The following is a 20,861-nucleotide window of genomic DNA, read 5'->3' as shown; positions in this document are numbered from 1 at the left end:
GATCCTTCCCCGGCCCGACGTCCGGGGCGCCCTCGGAGGAACACGGTGACCGACTACGAAAAGGACGGCGCCGCGATCTACCGGCGGTCCTTCGCCACCATCCGGGCCGAGGCGGACCTCGGCGGCCTGCCCGGCGACGTCGCGCAGGTCGCGGTCCGCATGATCCACGCCTGCGGCATGGTCGACCTCGTCGCCGACCTCGCCTACAGCCCGTCGGCCGTCGCCGACGCCCGCGCCGCGCTGCGCGGCGGCGCGCCGGTGCTCTGCGACGCCACCATGGTCGCCGCGGGGGTCACCCGCAGCCGGCTGCCGGCCGGCAATGACGTCGTGTGCACGCTCGCCGACCCCTCGGTGCCCGCGCTGGCCCGGGACCTGGGCACCACGCGCAGCGCCGCCGCCATGGAGCTGTGGCGCGACCGGCTCGGCGGCGCCGTCGTCGCCATCGGCAACGCCCCCACCTCGCTGTTCCGGCTGCTGGAGATGGTGGAGGAGGGCGCGCCGCGCCCCGCCGCGGTCATCGGTGTGCCCGTGGGCTTCGTCGGCGCCGCGGAGTCCAAGGACGCGCTGGCCGCCCACCCCTCCAAGACCGAGTACCTGGTGGTCCGGGGACGGCGCGGCGGCAGCGCGATCGCGGCCGCCGCGGTCAACGCGATCGCGAGTGAGGCGGAGTGACCGGCCGTCTCTACGGGGTGGGCCTGGGCCCCGGCGACCCGTCCCTGCTGACCCTGCGCGCCGTGGAGGTCATCGGCGCCGCCGATGTCGTCGCCTACCACGAGGCCCGGCCCGGCCGCAGCATCGCGCGGCGGATCGCCGAGCGCCACCTGCGCCCCGACCACATCGAGGAGCCGCTGGTCTACCCGGTGACGACGGGGACCACCGACCACCCCGGGGGCTACCGGGGCGCCATCGAGGAGTTCTACACCGAGGCCGCCGCGCGGCTGGCCGCCCACCTGGACGCCGGGCGCAGCGTCGCGGTGCTCGCCGAAGGCGACCCGCTGTTCTACGGCTCCTACATGCACATGCACAAACGTCTGGCCCACCGCTACCCGGCCGAGGTCGTCCCCGGGGTGACCTCGGTGAGCGCGGCCGCGGCCCGGCTGGGCCGCCCGCTGGTGGAGGGCGAGGAGGTGCTGACGCTGCTGCCGGGCACCCTGCCCGAGGAGGAGCTGGCGGCGCGCCTGGCCACGACCGACGCCGCCGCGGTCCTCAAGCTCGGCCGGACCTTCCCGGCTGTGCGCCGGGCGCTGGAGGCGAGCGGGCGCCTGGACGACGCGCGCTACGCCGAGCGCGCCACGATGGACGGCGAGCGCACGGGCGCCCTCGCCGATGTCGACCCCGCGTCGGTTCCGTACTTCTCGGTGGCCGTCGTTCCGGGCCGCAGGGGCGGCGCCGGGGACCCCGGTCCCGCCGATGAGCAGGGCACCGGGGGCGGGGTCGCCGTGGTGGGGCTGGGCCCCGCCGGCCCGATGTGGCTGACGCCGCAGGCCCGGGCGGAGCTGGCCGCCGCCGACGACGTGGTCGGCTACGCCACCTACCTCGACCGGGTTCCCGCGCGCCCCGGCCAGCGCCGGCACGCCTCGGACAACCGGGTCGAGGCCGAGCGTGCCGAGTTCGCCTTGGAGCTGGCGCGCCGCGGCCGGCGCGTCGCCGTCGTGTCCTCCGGCGACCCCGGGGTCTTCGCCATGGCGACGGCGGTGCTGGAGGCGGCGTCGTCGGAGCCCTACCTCGACGTGCCCGTCCGGGTGGTGCCCGGGATCACGGCCGCGCAGTCGGCCGCGGCGCTGGCCGGCGCCCCGCTGGGGCACGACTACGCCGTGGTGTCGCTGTCCGACCGGCTCAAGCCGTGGCCGGTCATCGAGGAGCGCCTGCGGGCGGCCTCGGCCGCCGACCTCGTCCTTGCTCTGTACAACCCGGCGTCCAAGAGCCGGACGGCTCAGCTGGCGGCCGCCCGCAAGGTCCTGCTGGCCGACCGCGCGGCCGCCACGCCCGTGGTGGTGGCCCGCGATGTCGGCGGCCCCGAGGAGTCGGTGCTGATCACGACCCTGGAGGGGCTCGACCCGGAGCGGGTGGACATGCGCTGCATCCTGCTGGTGGGCTCCTCCCAGACGCGGACCGTGCGCCGCGGCGACGGCACCACCGTGGTGTGGACGCCCCGCCGCTACCCGGACTGACCGCGCAGCGTGGCCAGCCAGGACACGGCGCCCGCCGGGTCGGCGACGACCGGCACGCCATCGGGCGCGGGAGGGCGCCGCACGACGATGACCGGCAGGCCCAGCTCGCGCGCCGCGACGAGCTTGGCGGAGGTGGCGGCGCCGCCGCTGTCCTTGGTGACGAGCGCGTCGATGCGGTGCCGGCGCATCAGCCCGGCCTCGCCGCCGACGGTGAACGGCCCGCGGTCGAGCAGGACGTGCATCCGCGGCGGGAGCGGCGGGCGGGGCGGATCGACGCAGCGCACCAGGAACCGGGGGGCGGCCAGGCCGGCGAAGGCCGCCAGCCCGGTGCGGCCGGTGGTGAGGAAAACCCGCCCATCAGGGGGTAAGGTGCACTTTTCGGGCGCGGCCAGGAGGGCGGCCGCGCCGGCGGTGGAGTCCACCGGGATCCAGCGGTCGCCGGGTCCCGCGCTCCAGCCGGGCCGGCGCAGCGCCACGAGCGGCACCCCGGCCGCCGCCGACGCCTCGGCCGCGTTGAAGCTCATGGTCCGTGCGAAGGGGTGGGTGGCGTCGATGAGCGCATCGATCCGGTGCTCGCGCAGCCAGCGCGCCAGCCCGGCGGCCCCGCCGAAGCCCCCGATGCGCACCGCCCCGTCCGGGAGCCGCGGGTGCGCCACCCGTCCCGCCAGCGACGTCGTGACCTCGACCCCGGGATCACCCGCCAGCTCCGCGGCGACGCCGCGCGCCTCCGCCGTCCCGCCGAGCAGGAGGACCCGCCACACGCCGCTCACGGCGCCGCCCCGGCGGCACTGCGGAGGTTCCGGCGGCACGCTGCCGCAGCCGCCGGAACCGTCCACCGGTGGTCGACGGCCCCTCCGCCGCCTTGGGCGGGGCCCGGACCGGCGGGTCGGCGCAACGTCGCGGCTGAACGGGCGGCCGGACCCGGGGGGACCGTTCCGTCGTTCGGGTATCCAGCGGGGCGGAGCGGGGTCCGGTGCGACGGGCGGCCGTGCGCCGGCCGTCGCGTGGCCGGGCCGGGGGCCCCGCCTCGGCAGCGCCATGTGGGGGCGCCGTCCGGGGGCACATGATGGCTGATCCGGAGGCCTCCGGCGCCCCCGCGGCCAAGGGGGGCCGGGCGGGGCAGCTGGCGCGTAGCGGGCTGCGGCCCGGCTGGACGACCGGGGCGTGCGCGACGGCGGCGGCCACGGCCGCCTACACCGCGCTGCTCGGCGGCGACTTCCCCGACCCGGTGTCGGTCACCCTGCCCAAGGGGCAGCGCCCGTCCTTCGCGCTGGCCGTGGAGGAGCGCGGCGCCGGCTGGGCCATGGCCGGGGTCGTCAAGGACGCCGGCGACGACCCCGATGTCACCCACGGGGCGCTGGTCCGGGTGACCGTGCGCCCTGCGGCGCCGGGCAGCGGGGTGGCCTTCCGGGCCGGTCCCGGTGTGGGCACGGTGACCCGCCCCGGGCTCCCGCTGGCCGTGGGCGAGCCCGCGATCAACCCCGTTCCGCGGCGGATGATCGGCGAGCACCTCGCCGCGGTCGCGGCGGCCCACGGGGGCGGCGGCGACGTCGAGGTGGAGGTCTCCGTGGACGGCGGGGCGGAGATCGCCCGCTCGACCTGGAACCCGCGCCTGGGGATCGTGGGCGGGCTGTCGATCCTGGGGACCACGGGGATCGTCGTTCCCTACTCCTGCTCGGCGTGGATCGACAGCATCCGCCGCGGCGTCGACGTCGCCCGCGCGGCGGGGCGCACGCATGTCGCCGCGTGCACCGGCGCCACATCGGAGACGGTGGCGGTCGCCGAGTACGGGCTGGCCGAGGACGCGCTGCTGGACATGGGCGACTTCGCGGGGGCGGTGCTGAAGTACCTGCGCCGGCACCCCGTTGCGCGCCTCACCATCGCGGGGGGCTTCGCCAAGCTCTCCAAGCTCGCCGCCGGCCACCTCGACCTCCACTCCGCCCGGTCCCGGGTGGACACCGGCCACCTGGCGGCGCTGGCCCGGGCCGGCGGGGCGCCGGAGGAGCTGGCCGAGACCGTGGCCGGCGCCAACACCGCGCTCGAGGCCGTCCGGCTGTGCGGGGCGGCGGGGGTCCCGCTGGGCGATGCGGTCGCCCGGGCCGCGCGCGGCGTCGCCCTCGGTGTGTTGCGCGAGGCGCCGGTGGCGGTCGACGTCATCTGCATCGACCGCGCCGGCACCGTCGTGGGCCGCGCCTCCCCGGCCCGTCACGAACGGACGCGTCCGGGGGAGTAGAGGTGGCTGTCGGGGAACCGGTCGGCGGCCAGGGAGCGCCCCACGAGGATGACGGCCGTGCGGACGATCCCGGCGGCGGCCGTCTGCCCGGCGATGTCGCCCAGGGTTCCGCGCAGGACCAGTTCGTCGGGGCGGCTGGCCATCGCGACGACCGCGGCCGGACAGTCCGCGCCGTAACGCGGGGTCAGCTCCGCCACGACGCGCTCGATGTGGCGGGCGGCCAGGTGGAGGACGATGAGCGCGCCGCTGCGGCCCAGCGTGTCCAGGTCCTCGCCGGGGGGCATGGCCGTCGCCCGGTGGGCGAGGCGGGTCAGGATCACCGTCTGCGCGACCTCGGGGACGGTGAGCTCCCGGCCCAGCGCCGCCGATGCCGCCGCGAACGCCGGCACCCCGGGGACGACCTCGTAGGGCACGCCGGCCGCGTCGAGCCGCCGCATCTGCTCGGCCACCGCGCTGAACACGGAGGGGTCGCCGGAGTGCAGCCGGGCCACGTCGAGGCCCGCCTCGTGCGCGGCGACCAGCTCCTCGATGATCTCGTCCAGGGTGAGCGCGGCGGTGTCCACCAGGCGCGCGCCGGGCGGGCAGGCGGCCAGCATCTCCTGCGGGACCAGGCTGCCCGCGTACAGGCACACCGCGCACGCGGCGAGGGTGCGCTGGCCGCGCAGGGTGATGAGGTCGGCGGCGCCGGGGCCGGCGCCGATGAAGTAGACGGTCACGGGCGCCTTCCTGCGGGACGGGCGGGCGGGGCGGCGGCCGCCCACTGGGTGACGGGCCGGGCCGGGCGCCAGCCGGTGAAGCCGCCGACGGGTGCAGCGGTGGCAACGGAGAGGCGGACGAGGTCGCCGCCGTGGCGGGCGTGCCACGCGGCCAGGATCGCTTCGGACTCCAGTGTCACGGCGTTGGCGACGACGCGCCCGCCGGGCGCCAGCGCGTCCCAGCAGGCATCGGGCAGCCCCGGCTCGGTGAGCCCGCCGCCGATGAACACCGCGTCCGGCCGCGGCAGGCCCTCCAGTGCCCCGGGCGCCGCGCCCAGGACCACGCGCAGCCCGGGGACCCCGAGAGCCGCGGCGTTGCGGGCGATGCGCTCGGCCCGGGCGGGGTCGCGCTCGACGGCCACCGCGCGGCAGGAGCGGTGCGCGCGCAGCCATTCGATGGCGATGGAGCCCGATCCGGAGCCGACGTCCCAGAGCAGCTCCCCGGGTGCGGGTGCCAGGGCGGCGAGGGTCACGGCGCGGACGTGGCGCTTGGTCAGCTGGCCGTCGTTGTCGTAGGCGGAATCGGGCAGCCCGGGGGTGAGCCCGAGGTGCGGGGTGTCCGGGTCCGCCCGGCACTCCAGGGCGAGGACGTGCAGCGGGTCGCAGGCGGGGTCGCCCCAGCCGGCCGCGGTGCCCTCGACAGTGCGCTCCGGGCCGAAGCCGAGCCGCTCCAGCACCCGCATCCGGGTCGGGCCGAAGCCGCGGTCGCGCAGGAGCGCGGCGGCCTCGGCCGGGCCGTGGGAGCCGGGGCTCAGCACGAGCAGCCGCCGTCCGTCGAACAGGTGCGCGGCCAGCCCGACGGCGGGGCGGCCGACGAGGGAGACCACCTCGGTGTCCTCCACGGGCCAGCCCAGCCGTGCGCACGCATACGACACCGATGAGGGGTGCGGATGGATGCGCAGGCGGGCGGGGCCGACGATGTCGGCGAGGGTGCGCCCGATCCCGAAGAACATCGGGTCGCCGCTGGCCAGGACCGCGACGCGGCGCCCCTCGTGAGCGGCGAGGACACCGGGCACGGCCGGGCGCAGCGGCGAGGGCCAGGGCACGCGCTCGGCGAACACGTGGGCGGGCAGCAGGCGCAGCTGGCGCGGGCCGCCGATGACGACCTCGGCGGCGATCAGCTCGGCCTGCGACCCCGCGGCCAGCCCGGGCCACCCGTCGGCGCCGATCCCCACCACGGCAATGGGGGCGGGAGCGGTGTCGTTCACGGTCACACCTCGGGGCATCGGGGAGGGCGCGGCGTGCGGAACTCTACTCAACCCGGGGGCGGCCCGGCGACGGAGGGGGCCGCCGTTCGGCGGGTTTTCCGCCGCGGCCGGTGCGCCGCCGAGCGTCCGGGAAACGGCGTTTGTGCCCGGTCAACCGGGACGCACGCGTAATTCCGGCCGCGGCCGCCATTCGGCGGGTCGCCGTGAAGTCCGAGGCCGGGGAGATCGGACCGGAAAATCGATAATTGACGGTGCTCCCGTGCATCTATAAATTTGGCTCCATGACGCGGATCGAGAAATTCCATCGGCATTCAATCCCGTATTCGACGGCGGAAAAGGTCGGCGGCGCCGACCTGCAATGACTCCGTTTTCCGTCCCTGTCCTGCGGTGGCGACGTCGATGATGTCCGGTCCGCATTCGCCCGGCCGTTTCCCCGTACCGGAACTCGGCCGTTCTGCTCCGCCCCGATCATTCCCCTGTCTTGAGACCGGATTTCGTTCTGGAAAGAGATCGCAGATGACTGGACGCTTCACCGGAAAGGTCGCCCTCGTCACCGGGGGCGGATCGGGTCTGGGGCGCGGGACCGCTCTGGCGTTCGCGCGCGAGGGCGCGACCGTCGTCGCCGTCGGCCGGCGCGACGAACCGCTGGCCGAGACCGTCGGCCTCATCGAGGCCGAGGGCGGGACGGCCAGCCACATCACGGCCGACGTCGCCGACGAGGCCGATGTGGAGCGCATGGTCGCCACCGCGGTGGAGCGCCACGGCGCCCTGGACATCGCCCACAACAACGCGGGGATCTTCGGCCCTTCGGGCCCCGTGGCCGACAACGACGCCGCGGAGTGGCGCTCGGTGATCGACGCCAACCTGGTCGGCGTGTTCCTGTGCATGAAGTACGAGATCGCCCACATGCGCGAACACGGCGGCGGTGACATCGTCAACACCTCCTCGACCCTCGGCCCGCACACGCGCTACCCGCACTACAGCGCCTATTCCGCGGCCAAGGCCGGCATGGCCACGCTGACCCGCGTCGCCGCCCTCGACCACGTCGCCGACAAGGTGCGCATCAACATAGTCAGCCCCGGGACCATCGCCGGCCCGCTGTCGAAGCTGCCGGGCGAGACCGATGAGGAGCGCGACGCGCGCTACGCGCCCCTGGTCCCGCTCGGGCGCATCGGCCAGGTCGACGACGTCGCGGCGGCGGTGCTGTGGCTGTGCTCGCCGGAGTCCGGGTTCGTCGTCGGCCACGACCTCGTGATCGACGGCGGCCTGACCGCCTGACCGCGGCCCCGCTGGCGGGAGCGCGGTCACGCGCTCGCGGCGCGCACCTCCCCGGGTGCGGCGCCGTGGAAGGCGCGGAACGCCCGGCTGAAGCCGGCCGGATGGCGGAATCCGCAGCGCGCGGCGATGGCGTGGACCGGCAGGTCGCGCAGGTCCGGGTCGGTCAGTTCGCGGCGGGCGCGTTCCAGCCGGCGCTCGCGGATCCAGCGGGCCACGCTCGTGCCGTCCTCGCGGAAGAGCCGGTGCAGGTGGCTGACGGAGATGTGGTGAGCGGCGGCGATGGCCGCCGGGTCCAGGTCGGCGTCGTGCAGGTTGCGGGCGATGAAGGAGCGGATGCGCAGGGTCAGGGCCCGGCGGTGGGGGCGCTCCGGGACCGCCCGTGCGGCGCCGGCCGCATCGGCGAACAGGACCGTCACCAGGTCGGTGAGGACCGCGGCGGCCCAGTGCCGGTCCTGGGGCCGGAAGGACGCGGTGTTCGCCGCCAGCCGGGTGACGTAGCCGCGCAGCAGTGCGCCCGCGCCGCGGTCGGCGGGGAGTGTGCGGCCGACGGCGCGCGCGACGCTTCGCTGCGGCAGGGGGATGAGCGCCTTGGGGATCTCCAGGCCGATCCCCGATACCAGGGGCCCGGCCGCCACCGTGGCCAGCGTGAACGGGGTCGAGGTGTCGATGGGGTGGATGCCCGCGGGCCCGTAGACGTGCTCGTGGGCGCCACTGCCGTGGCAGTGGGAGCCGCGCAGGACGAAGGAGATGTGGATCGCCTCGGGGTCGAAGCAGCGGATCAGCTTCGGTGTCCGGTGGAACGTCAGGGAGCGGAAGAGCGTCGGCCACACCAGGACCCCGTCGAGCTCGAGGATGCGCTGGCTGCCGTAGAAGTCCCCTGCGTGCTCGCTGGTCATCTCCAAGGGGGCGTGCGTGCGGCTGATGACCTCGCGCCAGGCGTCGAAGCGGTCGTGCACCGGGAGGTCGTCGGTCGAGAAGCGGGTCTCGGTCGGCATCTGCGTCTCGCATTCCTCGTCGAGCCGTGGGGGAACGGAGGGCTCCGAGGGCGGTGCGGGGCATGACCGGGCACGCGGTCGAGTGGGGGAGCCGTCCGCCGCGAGAACGCTAGTGGCTGATGGGCCCCGGCCCAACCCCGGCGGGGGACTTTCGGGCGTGGCCGAAACTCCGGGGCAGGGGGCCTGCTGTGCTCAGCGCGCGACCCGGGCGGGGGCGCCCGCGCCCCGGGCACCGGCGCCGGCGGGCGGCACGCGACCGCTGGCGCGCCGCATGGCGGCGATCAGGGAGTCGATGAACTCCGGGTGGCACCCGCCGCATTCGAACCGGGGTGCGCCGTTGGGGCCGGCGACCTCGAACGGCATGGTCGCGGGGTCGCGCTCGACGGCGTCGCGCCGGAAGTCCAGGCCGCACCGGCCGCACGCCAGCCCGGCGGCCTTCGCGCGCCGCCGGGACCAGCGCCGGGCGTCGTCGGGAAGCTCCGTGCAGGCGGGTTCCGGGGCGATGGGGAGCCGGGCGCCCGCCGCGGGCGGCCGGAAGTAGGCGAAGTACATGTGACCTCACTGCGGGGAGAGTGTGCTGTCGCGGCCCGAGGCCGTGGTCAGCGGATCATCTCACTGTGCAGTCGATCAATCACGCTTCGTGTTCGGCGTGCCGGGCCGTCCTTCGCGGCGGGCCGCACGATCGTGCCCTCACATTTCCGGTCCGGCCACCGTCTACCGGGACGAACGACACAGCGCCGGAGCGACCCCGCCCGGCCCGACGCGAAGGACGCGACCATGGACCTCCAGCTTGCCGGCCACACCGCCGTCGTCACCGGTGCATCGAAGGGGATCGGGCTGGCCACGGCCCGGACCCTGCTCGGCGAGGGGGCGAGAGTCGTGGCGGTCTCGCGGTCCGGCTCCCCCGGGCTCGACGTGCTCGCCGGCCCCTCGCTCGTGCACCTGCCCGCGGACCTCGCCGACCCCGACGCGGCCGACGGGCTCATCGACCGCGCGGCCGAGGTGTTCGGCGGGATCGACATCCTGGTGAACAACGCCGGCGGGCCGCCCCCGGGGGCCCGGCTGCCGCGGTTCTCGCTCGAGGGGTCGACGGACGCCGACTGGCTGGACGTCTTCGGGTTCAACCTGTTCTCCCTGGTGCGCATCGTCCGCGCCGCCGTCCCGGCGATGCTCGCGCGCGGCAGGGGCTCCATCATCAATGTGTCCTCGGTGAGCGCGCGGCAGCCGGGGACCATGAACCTCGACTACGCGAGCGCCAAGGCCGCGGTCAACACCCTCACCAAGGCGCTGTCGGAGGAGTTCGCCCCGCAGGGGATCCGGGTGAACGCGGTCTCCCCGGGGCCGGTGCGCACCGCGTGGTGGACCGAGGAGGGCGGGGCCGCCGACATCATCGCCGCCGGGGTCGGGGCCGACCGCGACGCGGTGCTGGACACCCTGGCGCCGGAGATGATGAAGCTGGCGACCGGCCGCCTCGTCGCCCCGCAGGAGGTCGCCGACGTGATCGCCCTGCTCGCCTCACCGCGCTCGGCCAGCACCACCGGCGCCGACTACGTCGTGGACGCCGGCCTCCTCAAGGAGGTCTGACGCGGCGCCGGGCAGCGGGGCCGGTCGCCGGTGCGGTGCGAGAACGCGCGAATCGTGGGTAGCAGCGCCAGGGCGCGAGCCACCCACGACGTCAGGAGCACTCCATGGGACGCTGCGTCAGAGCACGCCACCTGCCGGTCCGGATCGCCACCGGCGCGTTCATCCTCGGATCGGGGCTGGACAAGAAGGCCGCCGACGAGGAGGCCGCCCAAGGCCTGCACGGCTTCGCCGCCGCGACCTACCCGGTGGTCAACAAGGTCGATCCGGTGACCTTCACCCGCCTGGTCGCGGCGGGGGAGATCACGCTCGGCACCGCGCTCCTGCTGCCCGTCGTGCCCACCGCGCTCGCGGGGGCGGGGCTCGCGGCGTTCTCAGCGGGGCTGCTCGGCCTCTACCTGCGCACACCGGGGCTGCGCCGCCCCGGCAGCCTGCGGCCCACGGAAGAGGGGATACCGATGGCCAAGGACGTCTGGCTGCTCGGGGCGGGCCTGGGCCTGGTCGTCGACGCGGTCACCGACCGGCGCCGGTAGCGGCGGCCGGTGGCGGTTCGCCGGTGGACCCGGCGCCGGCCGGCGCCGGCGTCAGAACTCCTCGTAGACGGCGGGGTCCTGGTCGGCGATGCGCCCGTCGGGCCGGCCGAGGCCGGTGACGGCGGCCATCTCCGCCTCCGACAGCGCGAAGTCGAACACCGACATGTTCTCGTGCTGGCGCGCCGCCCCGGCGGCCTTCGGCAGCGGCACCGCCCCCAGCTGGAGGTGCCAGCGCAGGACCACCTGGGCGGCGGTGCGCCCGTGGCCGGCGGCGATCCGCTCGATGACCGGGTCGCGCAGGACGGCGCCGGCGCGCCCCAGCGGGCTCCACGACTGGGTGCGGATCCCGTTGGCCTCGTGCCACTCCCGCAGGTCGGCCTGCGGGAAGTAGGGGTGCAGCTCCACCTGGTTGACGCTCGGCACCACCCCGGTCTCGGCCGCCATCCGCTCCAGGTGGGCCGGCAGGAAGTTGGACACCCCGATCGAGCGCAGCAGCCCCTGCCGCTTCAGGTCCACCAGCGCCTGCCACGCCTCGACGTAGAGGTCGCGGCCCGGGTTGGGCCAGTGGACCAGGTACAGGTCGTAGTGGTCGAGCCCGGCGCGGTAGAGCGACTCCTGCACCGCCGCGACCGCCTTGTCATAGGCGTGGTGGCGGCCGGGGAGCTTCGAGGTCACCCGCAGGTTCTCGCGCGGAACCGGGCTGCGGCGCACGGCCTCGCCCACCGCGCCCTCGTTCTCGTAGTTGAACGCGGAGTCCAGCAGCCGGTAGCCCTGCTCGATCGCGTTCACCATGGCGTCGACGCCTCCGGCGCCGTTCAGCGAGTAGGTGCCGAACCCGATGGCGGGCAGCGTGGTGCCGTCGTTGAGCGTGTGGTCGGGGATCGGTGTGGTCATCGTCGCCGGCCGTCCTCTCCGTCCCCGCGGCCGCGGGCCCTCGCCCCCGGCGGGTCCGCCCCTCACTCTAGTTCCGGATGCCCCGGCGCCGGGGGACGAGGGGCGGAGTGTCAGCGGGGACCGGGCGACCGCGGCGCGTTCACGGGAGATCACGGTGCGCAGTGGTTGACTGGTGGATGCACGGCGGCCGGCGGCGGGGCGGGCCGCCGGCCGGGCCGATGAGGGGGAGCGGGTGGAGCAGGCGCGGATCGCCGGGATCGGGGTGGCGTTTCCCCCGACGGTCCTGGTCCAGCGCGACGTGCTGGGGATGCTGCCCGAAGGGCACGCCCACCGGGAGGTCCTGCGCCGGGTCCTCGCCGGGTCGGGGATCGTGCGGCGGCGCATGGTGATCGACCCGCGCCGCGAGGACGTCTCCACCTGGTCCACGGCCGACCGCATGCGCCGGTTCCAGCAGGACGCCCTGCCCCTGGCGGTCACCGCCGTCTCCACGGCCCTCTCCCGGGCCGCCGTCGACCCGCGCGACGTCGGGATGCTGTGCGTGGTCTCCTCCACCGGCTACGGCACGCCGGGGGTCGACACCCGGCTCATCCGCGATCTGGGGATGCGGCCCGGCACGCAGCGGCTGGCGGTCGGGCACATGGGGTGCTTCGCGGCGCTGCCGGGCCTGGCGGCCTGCACCGACTTCGTGCGCGGCCACGCGCGCCCGGCCGTGCTGCTCAACGTCGAGCTGTCGTCGCTGCACCTGCAACCGCCGCCCTGGGACGTCGAGCAGTTCGTGGTGAACACCCTGTTCGGCGACGCCGCCGTGGCCATGGTGGTCCGCGCCGACGGCCGGGCCGAGGGGGTGGGGCCGGCGCTGCGGGTGCTGGAGACGGCCTCCTACACCGACCACGGGCACGAGGACCACATGACGTGGGAGGTGGGCGACACCGGGTTCCTCATGGGGCTGTCGTCCAAGGTCCCCGGCCTGATCGCCGCACGCCTGCCCGAAGTGGTCGGCGGGCTCCTCGAACCCCACGGGCTGACCCTCGGCGATGTGCGCTGGTGGGCGGTCCACCCGGGCGGGCCGCGCATCATCGACGCCGCCGAGGAGGGCCTGGGGCTCGCCCCGGAGCTCACGGCCGACTCGCGCCGCGTCCTCGCCGAGTACGGGAACTGCTCGTCGGCGGGGCTGCCGATCGTCCTCGCCGAACTCCTGCACACCGGGGCCGGAGCCCCGGTCGCGGGCGCCCACGGCGTCGCCATGACGTTCGGGCCGGGGCTGACCCTGTACACGGCCCTGCTGCTCGGCGAGTGAGGGGAGCGGGTATGGGGGAGGGCACGGCCGGCGCGATCGACATGGGGCGCCTGCACGCGGTGCTCGCCCGCGCGGACATCGGCGACCTCCTGGCCCGGTTCGCCCACTGCCTGGACGAGCGCGACTTCACCGGCTACGCCGACCTGTTCACCGCCGACGGCGTCCTGCGGATGCCCGGCGCCGAGCACCGCGGACGCGCCGGGCTCGCCGAGTTCGTCGCCGCGGACCTTGGGCGCTACCACCGCACCCACCACCTGATCACCAACACCCAGGTGGACGTCGATGGCGACACGGCGTCGTCCCGCTCCTGCCTCTACGCGGTCCACCTGCGCAGCGCCGGCGACCCCGCCGACTGGTGGTCGGTGGGCGGGCACTACGCCCACACCTACCGGCGCGAGGGCGGCCGGTGGCGGATCCGCACGGTCGACATCACCCCGATCTGGCTGGGCGAGGGCGCGCGGCCAGATCCGGGGCCGGGACCGGGGCGGGAACGGCCTCGATGAGGCTGTAGGGCGAGGCGGTGGGGATCACGCCGACGAGCCGCAGGCCGGCGGCGGCGAGCAGGCCGGTGAACTCGTCGACGGTCCGCTCCCGTCCGCCCGAGATGACGAGCATGGACAGGTCCATGGTCTTGGCCGGGTGGTAGGTGTCGCCGGGGGGCAGCACGGACTCGATGAGCAGCAGCCGGGCACCGTCGCCCATGGCGTGCCGGCAGTTGCGCAGGATCCGCGTCGCCTGGTCATCGGGCCAGTCGTGCAGAACCCGTTCGAGCAGGTAGAGGTCGCCTCCGGGCGGCACCTCCCGGAAGAAGTCGCCTCCGGTGGCCGTGGCGCGGTCCGCGAGCCCTTCGGCCCGCATCCGCTCCCGGGCGGCGTCGGCCACGTGCGGGGTGTCGAGGACGACCCCGGTGGCACCCGGTGCGGCGCGCAGCACGGCGCCGAGCAGCGCACCGGTCCCGCCGCCGACGTCGACGACCCGGCGCACCGAGGAGAAGTCGTAGGCGTCCAGCACAGCGGGGAGCACGACCCGGGTCAGCTCGGCCATCGCGGCGTCGAACACGTCGGCGTGCCCGGGGTCGCGCGCCAGATGGTCGAAGATGTCCTCGCCCGTCACCGCGGTGAAGGCCGGTTCCCCGGTCCGCAGGGTGTGCCGGCACCCGTCGAGCACCAGCGGGAGCAGGGTCCCGTTCATGATGAGCACGGACCGGACACTGCGCGGGTGGTCCGACCGGAGCGGATGGCCGAGCGGGGTGAGCGCGAACGTCCCGGGCCCGGTCTCGGTGAAGACCCCGCACGCGGCCAGCATGCGCAGCATCCGGTACAGCGCGCCGGGATCGCACGAGGTGGCCGCGGCGAGGTCAGCGGAGGGGAGCGGGCCATCGGCGAGCAGGTCCCCGATCCCCAGCTCTGCGGCGAAGTGCAGCGCCTGGGCGTGGATCAGCCCGTCGCTCATCCCCAGGAGCACCAGCGGGGCATCACCCCCGACGGGCCCGCCGCCGCCGTCGTCGTCCCCCCGCCGCTCGGCCCCCATGGCTGCACAGTAACCAGGCCCCGGCCCCGCGGGCCGCATCCCCCACCCTCACCGGCGAGTCCCCCGCCCACGCGGGGAAAACCTGTCACGAACCGCCTCAGAGATGCGATAGAGTTCTACTCGTTCGAGGGGAACCGAAGGTCTCCGCAGGACGCCGGGACGTAGCGCAGTTTGGCAGCGCACTTGACTGGGGGTCAAGGGGTCGTGGGTTCAAATCCCGCCGTCCCGACCAAGTAGTGGCAGGTTACACGCCCGTCGCCCCAATGGGGAGGCGGGCGTTCTGCGTCCCAGTGGGAAAAAACTGGGAAATCCGAACCGCTGGAGTGATCGACAGCGGCGTGTACCTCCGGTATCGGTGGCGATAGGGGTCGAGGAGTTCATCGAGAACCCTGACGTGTGAGGAAGGCCACATCTCTGCGCGGGCCTTCAACGACGCCTCCCAGCGGGACTCCAGAGACCGACGAAGATCAGCACGCATCCGTTCCGACACGTGCGAGTAGGCGCCCTGGACACTGGAGTCCATATGCCCCAGCCGCTCGTCTTGGAGTACCCGCGGAATGTCGTCCTCCAGCATCCAGGTCTTCGCCGAGTGACGCAGCCCATGCGGGGTCATGGCGGGCGCGACGGCGAGCCACGAGGCCTCCGACCGTTCGGCGAGCCTGCGGCCGCCCCGCAACACCACCCCCGTATACCCGTCCGCCCCAAGCGGCACCGGCCGACGCTTCTGCGGAAGCTTCTGCGGGTACCAGCCCTCCACGGCCGGGTCGAAGATCCACGTTCGAAACCCGTCGCGCCGCCAATGGCGAGCTCCAAGCGCCGCATCGGGGAGCACGCAGTTCGTGATGCGTTCGCGGCCCGCCTCAGCCAGGTCGCCGAACACCGTTGCCTCCGACCCGCCCTTGGTCTGGGGGTCGGCCGGGACGCAGGTGCGGATCGTCATCCCGTAATGACGGGCGACCTGCACGATCTCGGGGTTGCGGACCGCGATCCCGGCGATGTGGGCATCGGTGACCGTCTTCTCGTTGTCGGTCAGCGCATAGGCCGGAACCCCGCCGATCCGCCGCAACGTGGCGTCCAGGCACGACACCACGGTGGGCAGCGTCTTGTCGAAGACCGGGATGACCACCCGGAACCGCGACCAGGCCAGCCACGCGCACCACAAGTGAGTGCGCCGCCCGCGCAGCTTCGGGCCCTCACCCCAGTCCCATTGCAGCCACAGCCCCGGCTCGGGGATCCACGGGCGAAACACCCGCCGTTTGCCGGCCCGGTAGCGCTGTTTGACCTCGGCAACGGCGCGGCGCGTGGTGCGCTCTGCGCCGGTGAAGCCCATCGCGGTGATGCGCCGGTGGACCACATCGACGCGGATCCGCCCTTGGGAATGGGCGACGAGTTCCTCGATCTTGTCCAGGTGCTCATCGATCGGGCGTTCGCGGTGGGCGCGCTGCTCGGGTGGCTGGCCGGCCTCCCTCAGCTTCACATACCGGGCGACGGTGTGTTGGTCGCACCCGGCGAGCTCGGCCGCTGCGCGGTAACTCCCGGTGAGGTCGTATGCCTCCAGGATCTCCATGATCTCCCTGCTGCTCTTCACCGATCAACTCTCGCTGACCGGTATTCGTCCAGGTCAGGCGGGGAGGTATCCGGCCGTCGGTGGGGAAGGCCGAGACCGCGGGCGGGGGGCGAAATGACCGCCTATGGGGAGTATGTCCTGACCACCGTCAGGTTTCGGTGGAGGCGCAGCTGCTGTTGGGGATGCCGACCTGACAATGACAGGGGGGCGGCTGTCCGGATGACGAGTTCGGCATCAGCCGGTCGGCCGGAACGATTCGAAGGCGTTCCGGCGCTCCTCGTCGGCGGCCTCCCACTCGTCCGCGGGCGTGGCGAACATGGCCAAGGCGATCCGGTCGTCCCTCTCCAGTGACACCACGCCGGCCATCATGCGCATGTCGCCGTTCATCCCCTGGTACGTCCATAGCGCCGCCTCACCGTCCGGATGGGCGACCTCATCAAGGTGGATGGTCTCCTCGAACTCATCGCTGCCTTCGAGACGCTCATTGCTCCTCTCCAGGAGCTCAAGGGGACCGGCGCCGTCTGCTTCCACTGTCCGCAGGAGGATGTGGGCCTGTTCGGAGGGGGAGGACAGCAAGAGGCCACCGTCGCTGTCCTGTGGTCTCCACGTCTCGTGAGCGACGATTGAGAACCCGTCCACGGTGTGCTGCGTGTATCCCTGGGGTGTCTCGGTCAGCCCGCCGTAGTCGATCGGGGGAGGGGACGGAGGGGGCCACCGCGCAACGATGTAGGCCACCAGCAGCGGCGCCAGAATCAGGGTGATCAGGCCCGTCACCGCCGACATCAGCAGGCGCACCCAGTTGCCCCGCCCGGGCGGCCACCAGGACGTTCCCTTATTCGGGTCAGCACCCCTCCCGCCCGCATTCCCGCCTCCGTCTGCGGACTTCTTGTCAGACGCCTTCGCCCCGTCGGCCTTCGTCACCCCGGTTCCCCCCAGGTCCCTCAGGCCATGGGCGGCGTCGAGGAGCGTGGGGCTGCTGCCGGAGCCGGCGGTGCCGGAGGCCACTCGCTTCAGTTCCTCGGCTAGCGCCTTCCCGCCGATCCGGTCCCTCGGGTCGCGCTGCATCATGCCATGGAGGATCGGGCGCAGCGGTCCGGCCCTGCGCGGCGGGTGCGGGTCGCCTTCCAGGACCGCGGCAAGCAGCCCGGCGACGGTGGCGCCGTCGTAGGCGGGACGCCCCTCGACCGCGTAGAACAGGGTGGCCCCCAGCGACCACACGTCGGCCATAGCGGTGGTCTCGCCGGAGCGCAGCCGCTCAGGGGCGATGTAGCCGGGGGAGCCGGGCAGGCGCCCGGTCAGAGTCAGCTTCGTCTCGGAATCCGACACCGCGATGCCGAAGTCGGAGAGCACGGCCCGGCCGTCGGGCATCAGCAACACGTTGCCGGGCTTGACGTCGCGGTGCAGCACGCCGGCCCCGTGCGCGGTCTCCAGCGCCGAAAGGATCTGGCGCCCGACCTCGGCGGCGCGGCCAGGGGTGAACGGCCCGTCGTCCTCCACCGCCTGGTCCAACGAGCGTCCCTCCATCAGCTCCATGACGATCCAGGGACGCTCGTCCTGGAGCACCACGTCGTGGATGGTGACGATGGAGGGGTGCCCGCTGAGGCCAGCGCAGATACGGGCCTCGCGCAGGGTGCGGGCGACGAGCTCGTCGCGCAGGGCGGAGTCCAGCTCGGCGGGGACGCGAACCTCCTTGACGGCCACCACGCGCTTGAGGAACTCGTCCTCGGCCCGCCACACCGTACCCATACCTCCGCGGCCGATCGGCTCCAGGAGCCGGTAGCGCTCTGCGAGGAGTCGGGGGGTCATGGGCAAGACCCTATGGTGGCCACCTCGGTACGTACAGCAAGTTCTCGCCCCTTCGTCCCCATATGGGAATTGTGTTTTCTGCGTGACTTCCGTTCTTCTGCCCGGGTCCCCGGCGTCACCTCGCGATAACCCGGTACACCACGCCCTTGGGGCTGTGGTTGACCTGACCTCGGCAATGCGCCGTGCTTTTCGGCCCGGTGGAACGTTCCGGAACCACGGCGGACGAGCGGCCGCAATCCAGTGCGCCGTGACTTCAGGTCGGGTCGCCGACCGCTCCGTCTGGCTTATCGCTCACCGGGTCGTCGGCCCCGCCATCGGGCTCATCCGACGCCGGCTCGCCAATTTCGCCTTCTGGATCGGGGTCTTCCGAAAATGGCGACAGCTTCGCCAACGTGTTGGTGCTCATTCGAACCCTCCGTTCGTCGTTCCCTTAACCCTGCGGGGATCGCCCCCGCAGAGGCAACGTCCGGATGCGGACAGCCCTACCGGAAACTTTTCCGCCCCGCCGTGTGCGCGGCTTCTTGATGGGAGGACCCATGCACGCATCCCCTACCCTGCGGCCGCAACGAGACCGCTGCCGACGGCCGCGCGCAGGTCGGAGGTGAGCAGGCCGTGGCCCACCACCGTCGTCTCAGCGGTGTCGAGGGCGCGGATGAGGGCGCTGGCCGGCCGTGGGCCCTCGATCAGGCCATCGCCGGTGATGTCGAGGTCGCGGCCGTCCCACCGGGCGTCGAGAAGTCCGGCCCGGCCGATCACCCATCCCTCGGGCGGCACCCGTTTGACGCCCTGTCCATGGGCTCCAGAACCGCGTTCGTAGTCGACGTCACAGAAGACGAGGCTGACCGGCCGCTGCCGCCGCAGGCGCGCTGATTTGCCCATCTCGACCATCCCTTCAATCACCAACTCGGAGTGATTGAATGATTGCGTAAAGTGGTGGCAATCGGAGGGTGTCACCGGCCGCAGGCTCCCTCAGACTGCCGATCGGGCCCGTGCCTGCGCCCGGCGCGTCGGCGCCCGGCCCAGCACACGAGCTGGTGCACTGGCATCCACCACCACGAGAGCGCAGGAGGCGGGCCATGGGCCTTGGAGGCAACGGCGACACGGTCACCTGGCGGTTCGACGTGCGGATCGACAGAGATCCGACATGGCGCCCCTTCGACACCCAGCACTTCGCCGGCGTCGAGGACCATGACATGACGGGGTTGAACCACCTGTGGGACTGCTGGGACGACCCGGCAGAGGTCGCTGTGCGCGAACTCGACGACGCCTTGGAGCCGATCACGCGTGAGGTCTCCGGCTCCGCCGTCATTGCGGACCTGCGCATGCGCCTGTGGATCCCTGATGAGGACGCCAAGGACGAGCCCGACATCGTGCTCCAAGCATCGCGCAAGCAGCTGGCCGTGGGGCGCCTGCGCGCCGCGACCACCGAGGTGAAAGAGGCCGAGGCCGAGCTGGCGCGCTCGCGCCAGCACCTGCGCGACCGAATCGTGGCGGCCCATGCCAAGGACCGCCTGCCGCCGCCCGTCATCGCCCTGGAAGCCGGAGACGGGCTGGACGAGGACGTCACCACCTACCTGGAGGGCTACAGCATCATTGCCGACATCCGGCGCGCGCTGCCCTCCACCTGGTCGCACCACGATCCGTGGCCGCAGGTGGAGGACTACTACACCCACTGGGGGCGCGACGCCGTCTACTGGTGCGGCGACCTGCGGATGAGCCTGTCGGCACACGGCGAAGTCACCCTGAGCATGAACCCCGCGGCCCAGGATTACGGGTGCACGTATGTGGACATCGACAGCGATCCCGAGGCAGCAGAACAGGCCGCCGCCGACGAGCGCAGCCGACTCGCGCAGCGCGCCCACGCGGGCGCCGAGGTCGTCGTGGCGGCATTGCGCCAGCGCCGGTTCGTCCTGTACGCCGACCACGGTGCCCACGCCGGGGCCGCGGATCTGGCCGCATCAACGGTGCAGGCCCACCGCGCGGCCTCTGGCAGCGGTGGTCGGCTCGGGTCGGCCCTGGCGCTGCCCGCGCTGGGCTCCGGCTGAGCACGGTCGGATGAGAGGGATCTCGCGCGGCCATCCCCACGCATGCTTCGAGGGATAACCGGATGGGCGCTGTCGGCGACCAGCCGGAGGATGCGCCCGCCCCCCTACAGAAGGAACACGCCCGCGAGCTACCCCCACCCCGCCGTTCATGGAACCGCCACCGAGCAGACCCGGCCCGGACTTCGCCGCTCTTCCGGGGGGCACTACCCCCCGGGCCCCGCTCGGGGTACCCGCCCGAATCCCGGCACCGCGCTACCTCCGGGCTATGGCCACCCACCGGTGCACGCGGGCGGATACGCCGGATATGGCGCGTGCGGGCTGCCCCATGCCCGGAAACGCCGCCGCCAAGCACCGCAGGGAAATCGGTGACGCCCTGCGGCGGCTATCGGGTGGGTCGCTCAGATATCGGTGATCGATTGCCAGAGCGAGGAAGCAGCGCTCGCAACGTCGGGGTCGATGGCGGCGATGTGGCGTCCGACGGCCTGGCGCTTCTCCTCATAGAAGTCGAGCTGATCCGGGTCCCATGCCCAGTTGACGAGTTCGATCAATACGGGTAGGGCGCTGTGCCAGCGCCAGGCGCATTCGATGTATCGCGTGAGTGAGTGATTGAACTCGATGTTCGCCTTGTCAGGGTCACGGGGCAGGGCCCTCACTCGACCCGTCCCCGCTTCGACACCGATGGTGAGCCGATTGAACCGCCCCAGCCGGTAGAGGCCCCGGCCCGAACGGGAGAGTTCCGGCTCTGCGCCGTCCTGCGGCGCGTTCTCGAAGAACTTCTCCTTGATCTGCTCCGGCAAGCCCCAGCGTTGCAAGGCCGCGTGATCCTCGGCGGGAACGTCCCACGCCTCCACCGCCGTGCTCAGCGGAGCAGCGGACCGCGCATCGACGATTTCATCCAACGGCAGGGCATAGGCATCGTCCAGGACACGGTCGGCTCGGACGCGCAGGTCGTCGTGCCGGTCGGCCAT

At 73.6% G+C, this 20,861-nt stretch carries 20 protein-coding genes, 1 tRNA gene and 1 pseudogene; 10 read left to right on the top strand and 12 right to left on the bottom strand.

What is annotated here, in order from left to right; all coding sequences use genetic code 11:
• The first annotated feature begins 45 nt into the window (after positions 1-45).
• Positions 46-672 (top strand): precorrin-8X methylmutase, encoded by a 627-nt coding sequence (locus ACFOVU_RS11605; RefSeq protein WP_378532729.1) that lies wholly within the window; start codon positions 46-48, stop codon positions 670-672.
• Positions 669-2,171, top strand: a complete 1,503-nt coding sequence (locus ACFOVU_RS11600; protein ID WP_378532727.1) for a precorrin-2 C(20)-methyltransferase — start codon at positions 669-671, stop codon at positions 2,169-2,171. Before ACFOVU_RS11605 ends, ACFOVU_RS11600 begins: the two co-directional genes overlap by 4 nt.
• Here ACFOVU_RS11600 and ACFOVU_RS11595 read toward each other — a convergent pair.
• On the bottom strand, positions 2,159-2,941 hold the full coding sequence (locus ACFOVU_RS11595) for a cobalt-precorrin-6A reductase (RefSeq protein ID WP_378532725.1): 783 nt from the start codon (positions 2,939-2,941) through the stop codon (positions 2,159-2,161). The genes ACFOVU_RS11600 and ACFOVU_RS11595 overlap by 13 nt on opposite strands.
• A 296-nt stretch (positions 2,942-3,237) precedes the next feature.
• Between ACFOVU_RS11595 and ACFOVU_RS11590 the strand changes: the two genes are divergently transcribed.
• Positions 3,238-4,404 (top strand): cobalt-precorrin-5B (C(1))-methyltransferase, encoded by a 1,167-nt coding sequence (locus ACFOVU_RS11590; RefSeq protein WP_378532723.1) that lies wholly within the window; start codon positions 3,238-3,240, stop codon positions 4,402-4,404.
• Here ACFOVU_RS11590 and cobM read toward each other — a convergent pair.
• Positions 4,377-5,120 carry a precorrin-4 C(11)-methyltransferase gene (gene cobM / locus ACFOVU_RS11585; RefSeq protein WP_378532721.1) on the bottom strand — a complete coding sequence of 248 codons (744 nt, stop codon included), beginning with the start codon at positions 5,118-5,120 and terminating at the stop codon, positions 4,377-4,379. The genes ACFOVU_RS11590 and cobM overlap by 28 nt on opposite strands.
• Positions 5,117-6,367: a precorrin-6y C5,15-methyltransferase (decarboxylating) subunit CbiE gene (cbiE, locus tag ACFOVU_RS11580; protein ID WP_378532719.1), complete on the bottom strand. Its 1,251-nt coding sequence runs from the start codon at positions 6,365-6,367 to the stop codon at positions 5,117-5,119. The genes cobM and cbiE overlap by 4 nt, the downstream gene beginning before the upstream one ends.
• Before the next feature lie 516 nt (positions 6,368-6,883).
• On the opposite strand from cbiE, the gene ACFOVU_RS11575 reads away from it, so the two are divergent.
• A complete protein-coding gene (locus tag ACFOVU_RS11575; RefSeq protein WP_378532717.1) occupies positions 6,884-7,645 on the top strand; it encodes an SDR family NAD(P)-dependent oxidoreductase in 762 nt (253 codons plus the stop codon).
• A gap of 26 nt (positions 7,646-7,671) precedes the next feature.
• On the opposite strand, the gene ACFOVU_RS11570 is transcribed toward ACFOVU_RS11575, so the two are convergent.
• Positions 7,672-8,640, bottom strand: coding sequence for a helix-turn-helix domain-containing protein (locus ACFOVU_RS11570; protein WP_378532714.1), 969 nt, complete (start codon positions 8,638-8,640; stop codon positions 7,672-7,674).
• Between the two features lie 192 nt (positions 8,641-8,832).
• Positions 8,833-9,192: a hypothetical protein gene (locus tag ACFOVU_RS11565; protein WP_378532712.1), complete on the bottom strand. Its 360-nt coding sequence runs from the start codon at positions 9,190-9,192 to the stop codon at positions 8,833-8,835.
• A gap of 225 nt (positions 9,193-9,417) precedes the next feature.
• On the opposite strand from ACFOVU_RS11565, the gene ACFOVU_RS11560 reads away from it, so the two are divergent.
• Both ACFOVU_RS11560 and ACFOVU_RS11555 read left to right on the top strand, forming a co-directional pair.
• Positions 9,418-10,224: an SDR family NAD(P)-dependent oxidoreductase gene (locus ACFOVU_RS11560; RefSeq protein ID WP_378532710.1), complete on the top strand. Its 807-nt coding sequence runs from the start codon at positions 9,418-9,420 to the stop codon at positions 10,222-10,224.
• Between the two features lie 104 nt (positions 10,225-10,328).
• Positions 10,329-10,754, top strand: coding sequence for a hypothetical protein (locus ACFOVU_RS11555; protein ID WP_378532708.1), 426 nt, complete (start codon positions 10,329-10,331; stop codon positions 10,752-10,754).
• A 51-nt stretch (positions 10,755-10,805) separates the two neighbouring features.
• Here the strand turns inward: ACFOVU_RS11555 and ACFOVU_RS11550 are convergent, their stop codons facing one another.
• On the bottom strand, positions 10,806-11,648 hold the full coding sequence (locus ACFOVU_RS11550) for an aldo/keto reductase (RefSeq protein ID WP_378532705.1): 843 nt from the start codon (positions 11,646-11,648) through the stop codon (positions 10,806-10,808).
• 172 nt (positions 11,649-11,820) lie between these two features.
• On the opposite strand from ACFOVU_RS11550, the gene ACFOVU_RS11545 reads away from it, so the two are divergent.
• Both ACFOVU_RS11545 and ACFOVU_RS11540 read left to right on the top strand, forming a co-directional pair.
• Positions 11,821-12,945 carry a type III polyketide synthase gene (locus ACFOVU_RS11545; RefSeq protein WP_378532703.1) on the top strand — a complete coding sequence of 375 codons (1,125 nt, stop codon included), beginning with the start codon at positions 11,821-11,823 and terminating at the stop codon, positions 12,943-12,945.
• A gap of 11 nt (positions 12,946-12,956) precedes the next feature.
• Entirely contained in the window at positions 12,957-13,448 is a 492-nt protein-coding gene (locus ACFOVU_RS11540) for a nuclear transport factor 2 family protein (protein ID WP_378532701.1), read from the top strand.
• On the opposite strand, the gene ACFOVU_RS11535 is transcribed toward ACFOVU_RS11540, so the two are convergent.
• Positions 13,375-14,475, bottom strand: coding sequence for a methyltransferase (locus tag ACFOVU_RS11535; RefSeq protein WP_378532699.1), 1,101 nt, complete (start codon positions 14,473-14,475; stop codon positions 13,375-13,377). The two genes, ACFOVU_RS11540 and ACFOVU_RS11535, sit on opposite strands and share 74 nt — an antisense overlap.
• Positions 14,476-14,630: 155 nt before the next feature.
• Here ACFOVU_RS11535 and ACFOVU_RS11530 point away from each other — a divergent pair.
• Positions 14,631-14,707 (top strand) — tRNA-Pro (locus tag ACFOVU_RS11530).
• A 645-nt stretch (positions 14,708-15,352) separates the two neighbouring features.
• On the opposite strand, the pseudogene ACFOVU_RS11525 reads toward ACFOVU_RS11530, so the two are convergent.
• From ACFOVU_RS11525 to ACFOVU_RS11510, 4 genes and pseudogenes are all read right to left on the bottom strand, one after another.
• Positions 15,353-16,063: pseudogene (locus tag ACFOVU_RS11525) on the bottom strand (DDE-type integrase/transposase/recombinase); the annotation flags it as partial.
• Between the two features lie 213 nt (positions 16,064-16,276).
• Positions 16,277-17,848, bottom strand: a complete 1,572-nt coding sequence (locus tag ACFOVU_RS11520; RefSeq protein ID WP_378532696.1) for a serine/threonine-protein kinase — start codon at positions 17,846-17,848, stop codon at positions 16,277-16,279.
• A gap of 253 nt (positions 17,849-18,101) precedes the next feature.
• A complete protein-coding gene (locus tag ACFOVU_RS11515; RefSeq protein ID WP_378532695.1) occupies positions 18,102-18,254 on the bottom strand; it encodes a hypothetical protein in 153 nt (50 codons plus the stop codon).
• 143 nt (positions 18,255-18,397) lie between these two features.
• Positions 18,398-18,727, bottom strand: a complete 330-nt coding sequence (locus tag ACFOVU_RS11510; protein ID WP_378532693.1) for a hypothetical protein — start codon at positions 18,725-18,727, stop codon at positions 18,398-18,400.
• 197 nt (positions 18,728-18,924) lie between these two features.
• On the opposite strand from ACFOVU_RS11510, the gene ACFOVU_RS11505 reads away from it, so the two are divergent.
• Positions 18,925-19,893: a hypothetical protein gene (locus tag ACFOVU_RS11505; protein ID WP_378532691.1), complete on the top strand. Its 969-nt coding sequence runs from the start codon at positions 18,925-18,927 to the stop codon at positions 19,891-19,893.
• A gap of 398 nt (positions 19,894-20,291) precedes the next feature.
• Here ACFOVU_RS11505 and ACFOVU_RS11500 read toward each other — a convergent pair whose 3' ends face one another.
• Positions 20,292-20,861 carry an SUKH-4 family immunity protein gene (locus ACFOVU_RS11500; protein ID WP_378532688.1) on the bottom strand — a complete coding sequence of 190 codons (570 nt, stop codon included), beginning with the start codon at positions 20,859-20,861 and terminating at the stop codon, positions 20,292-20,294.

The organism is Nocardiopsis sediminis (assembly GCF_042650565.1).
GTDB lineage: Bacteria > Actinomycetota > Actinomycetes > Streptosporangiales > Streptosporangiaceae > Nocardiopsis_B > Nocardiopsis_B sediminis.
Note: the sequence above shows the minus strand (reverse complement) of the source record. Positions and strands in the feature narration are given on the sequence as shown.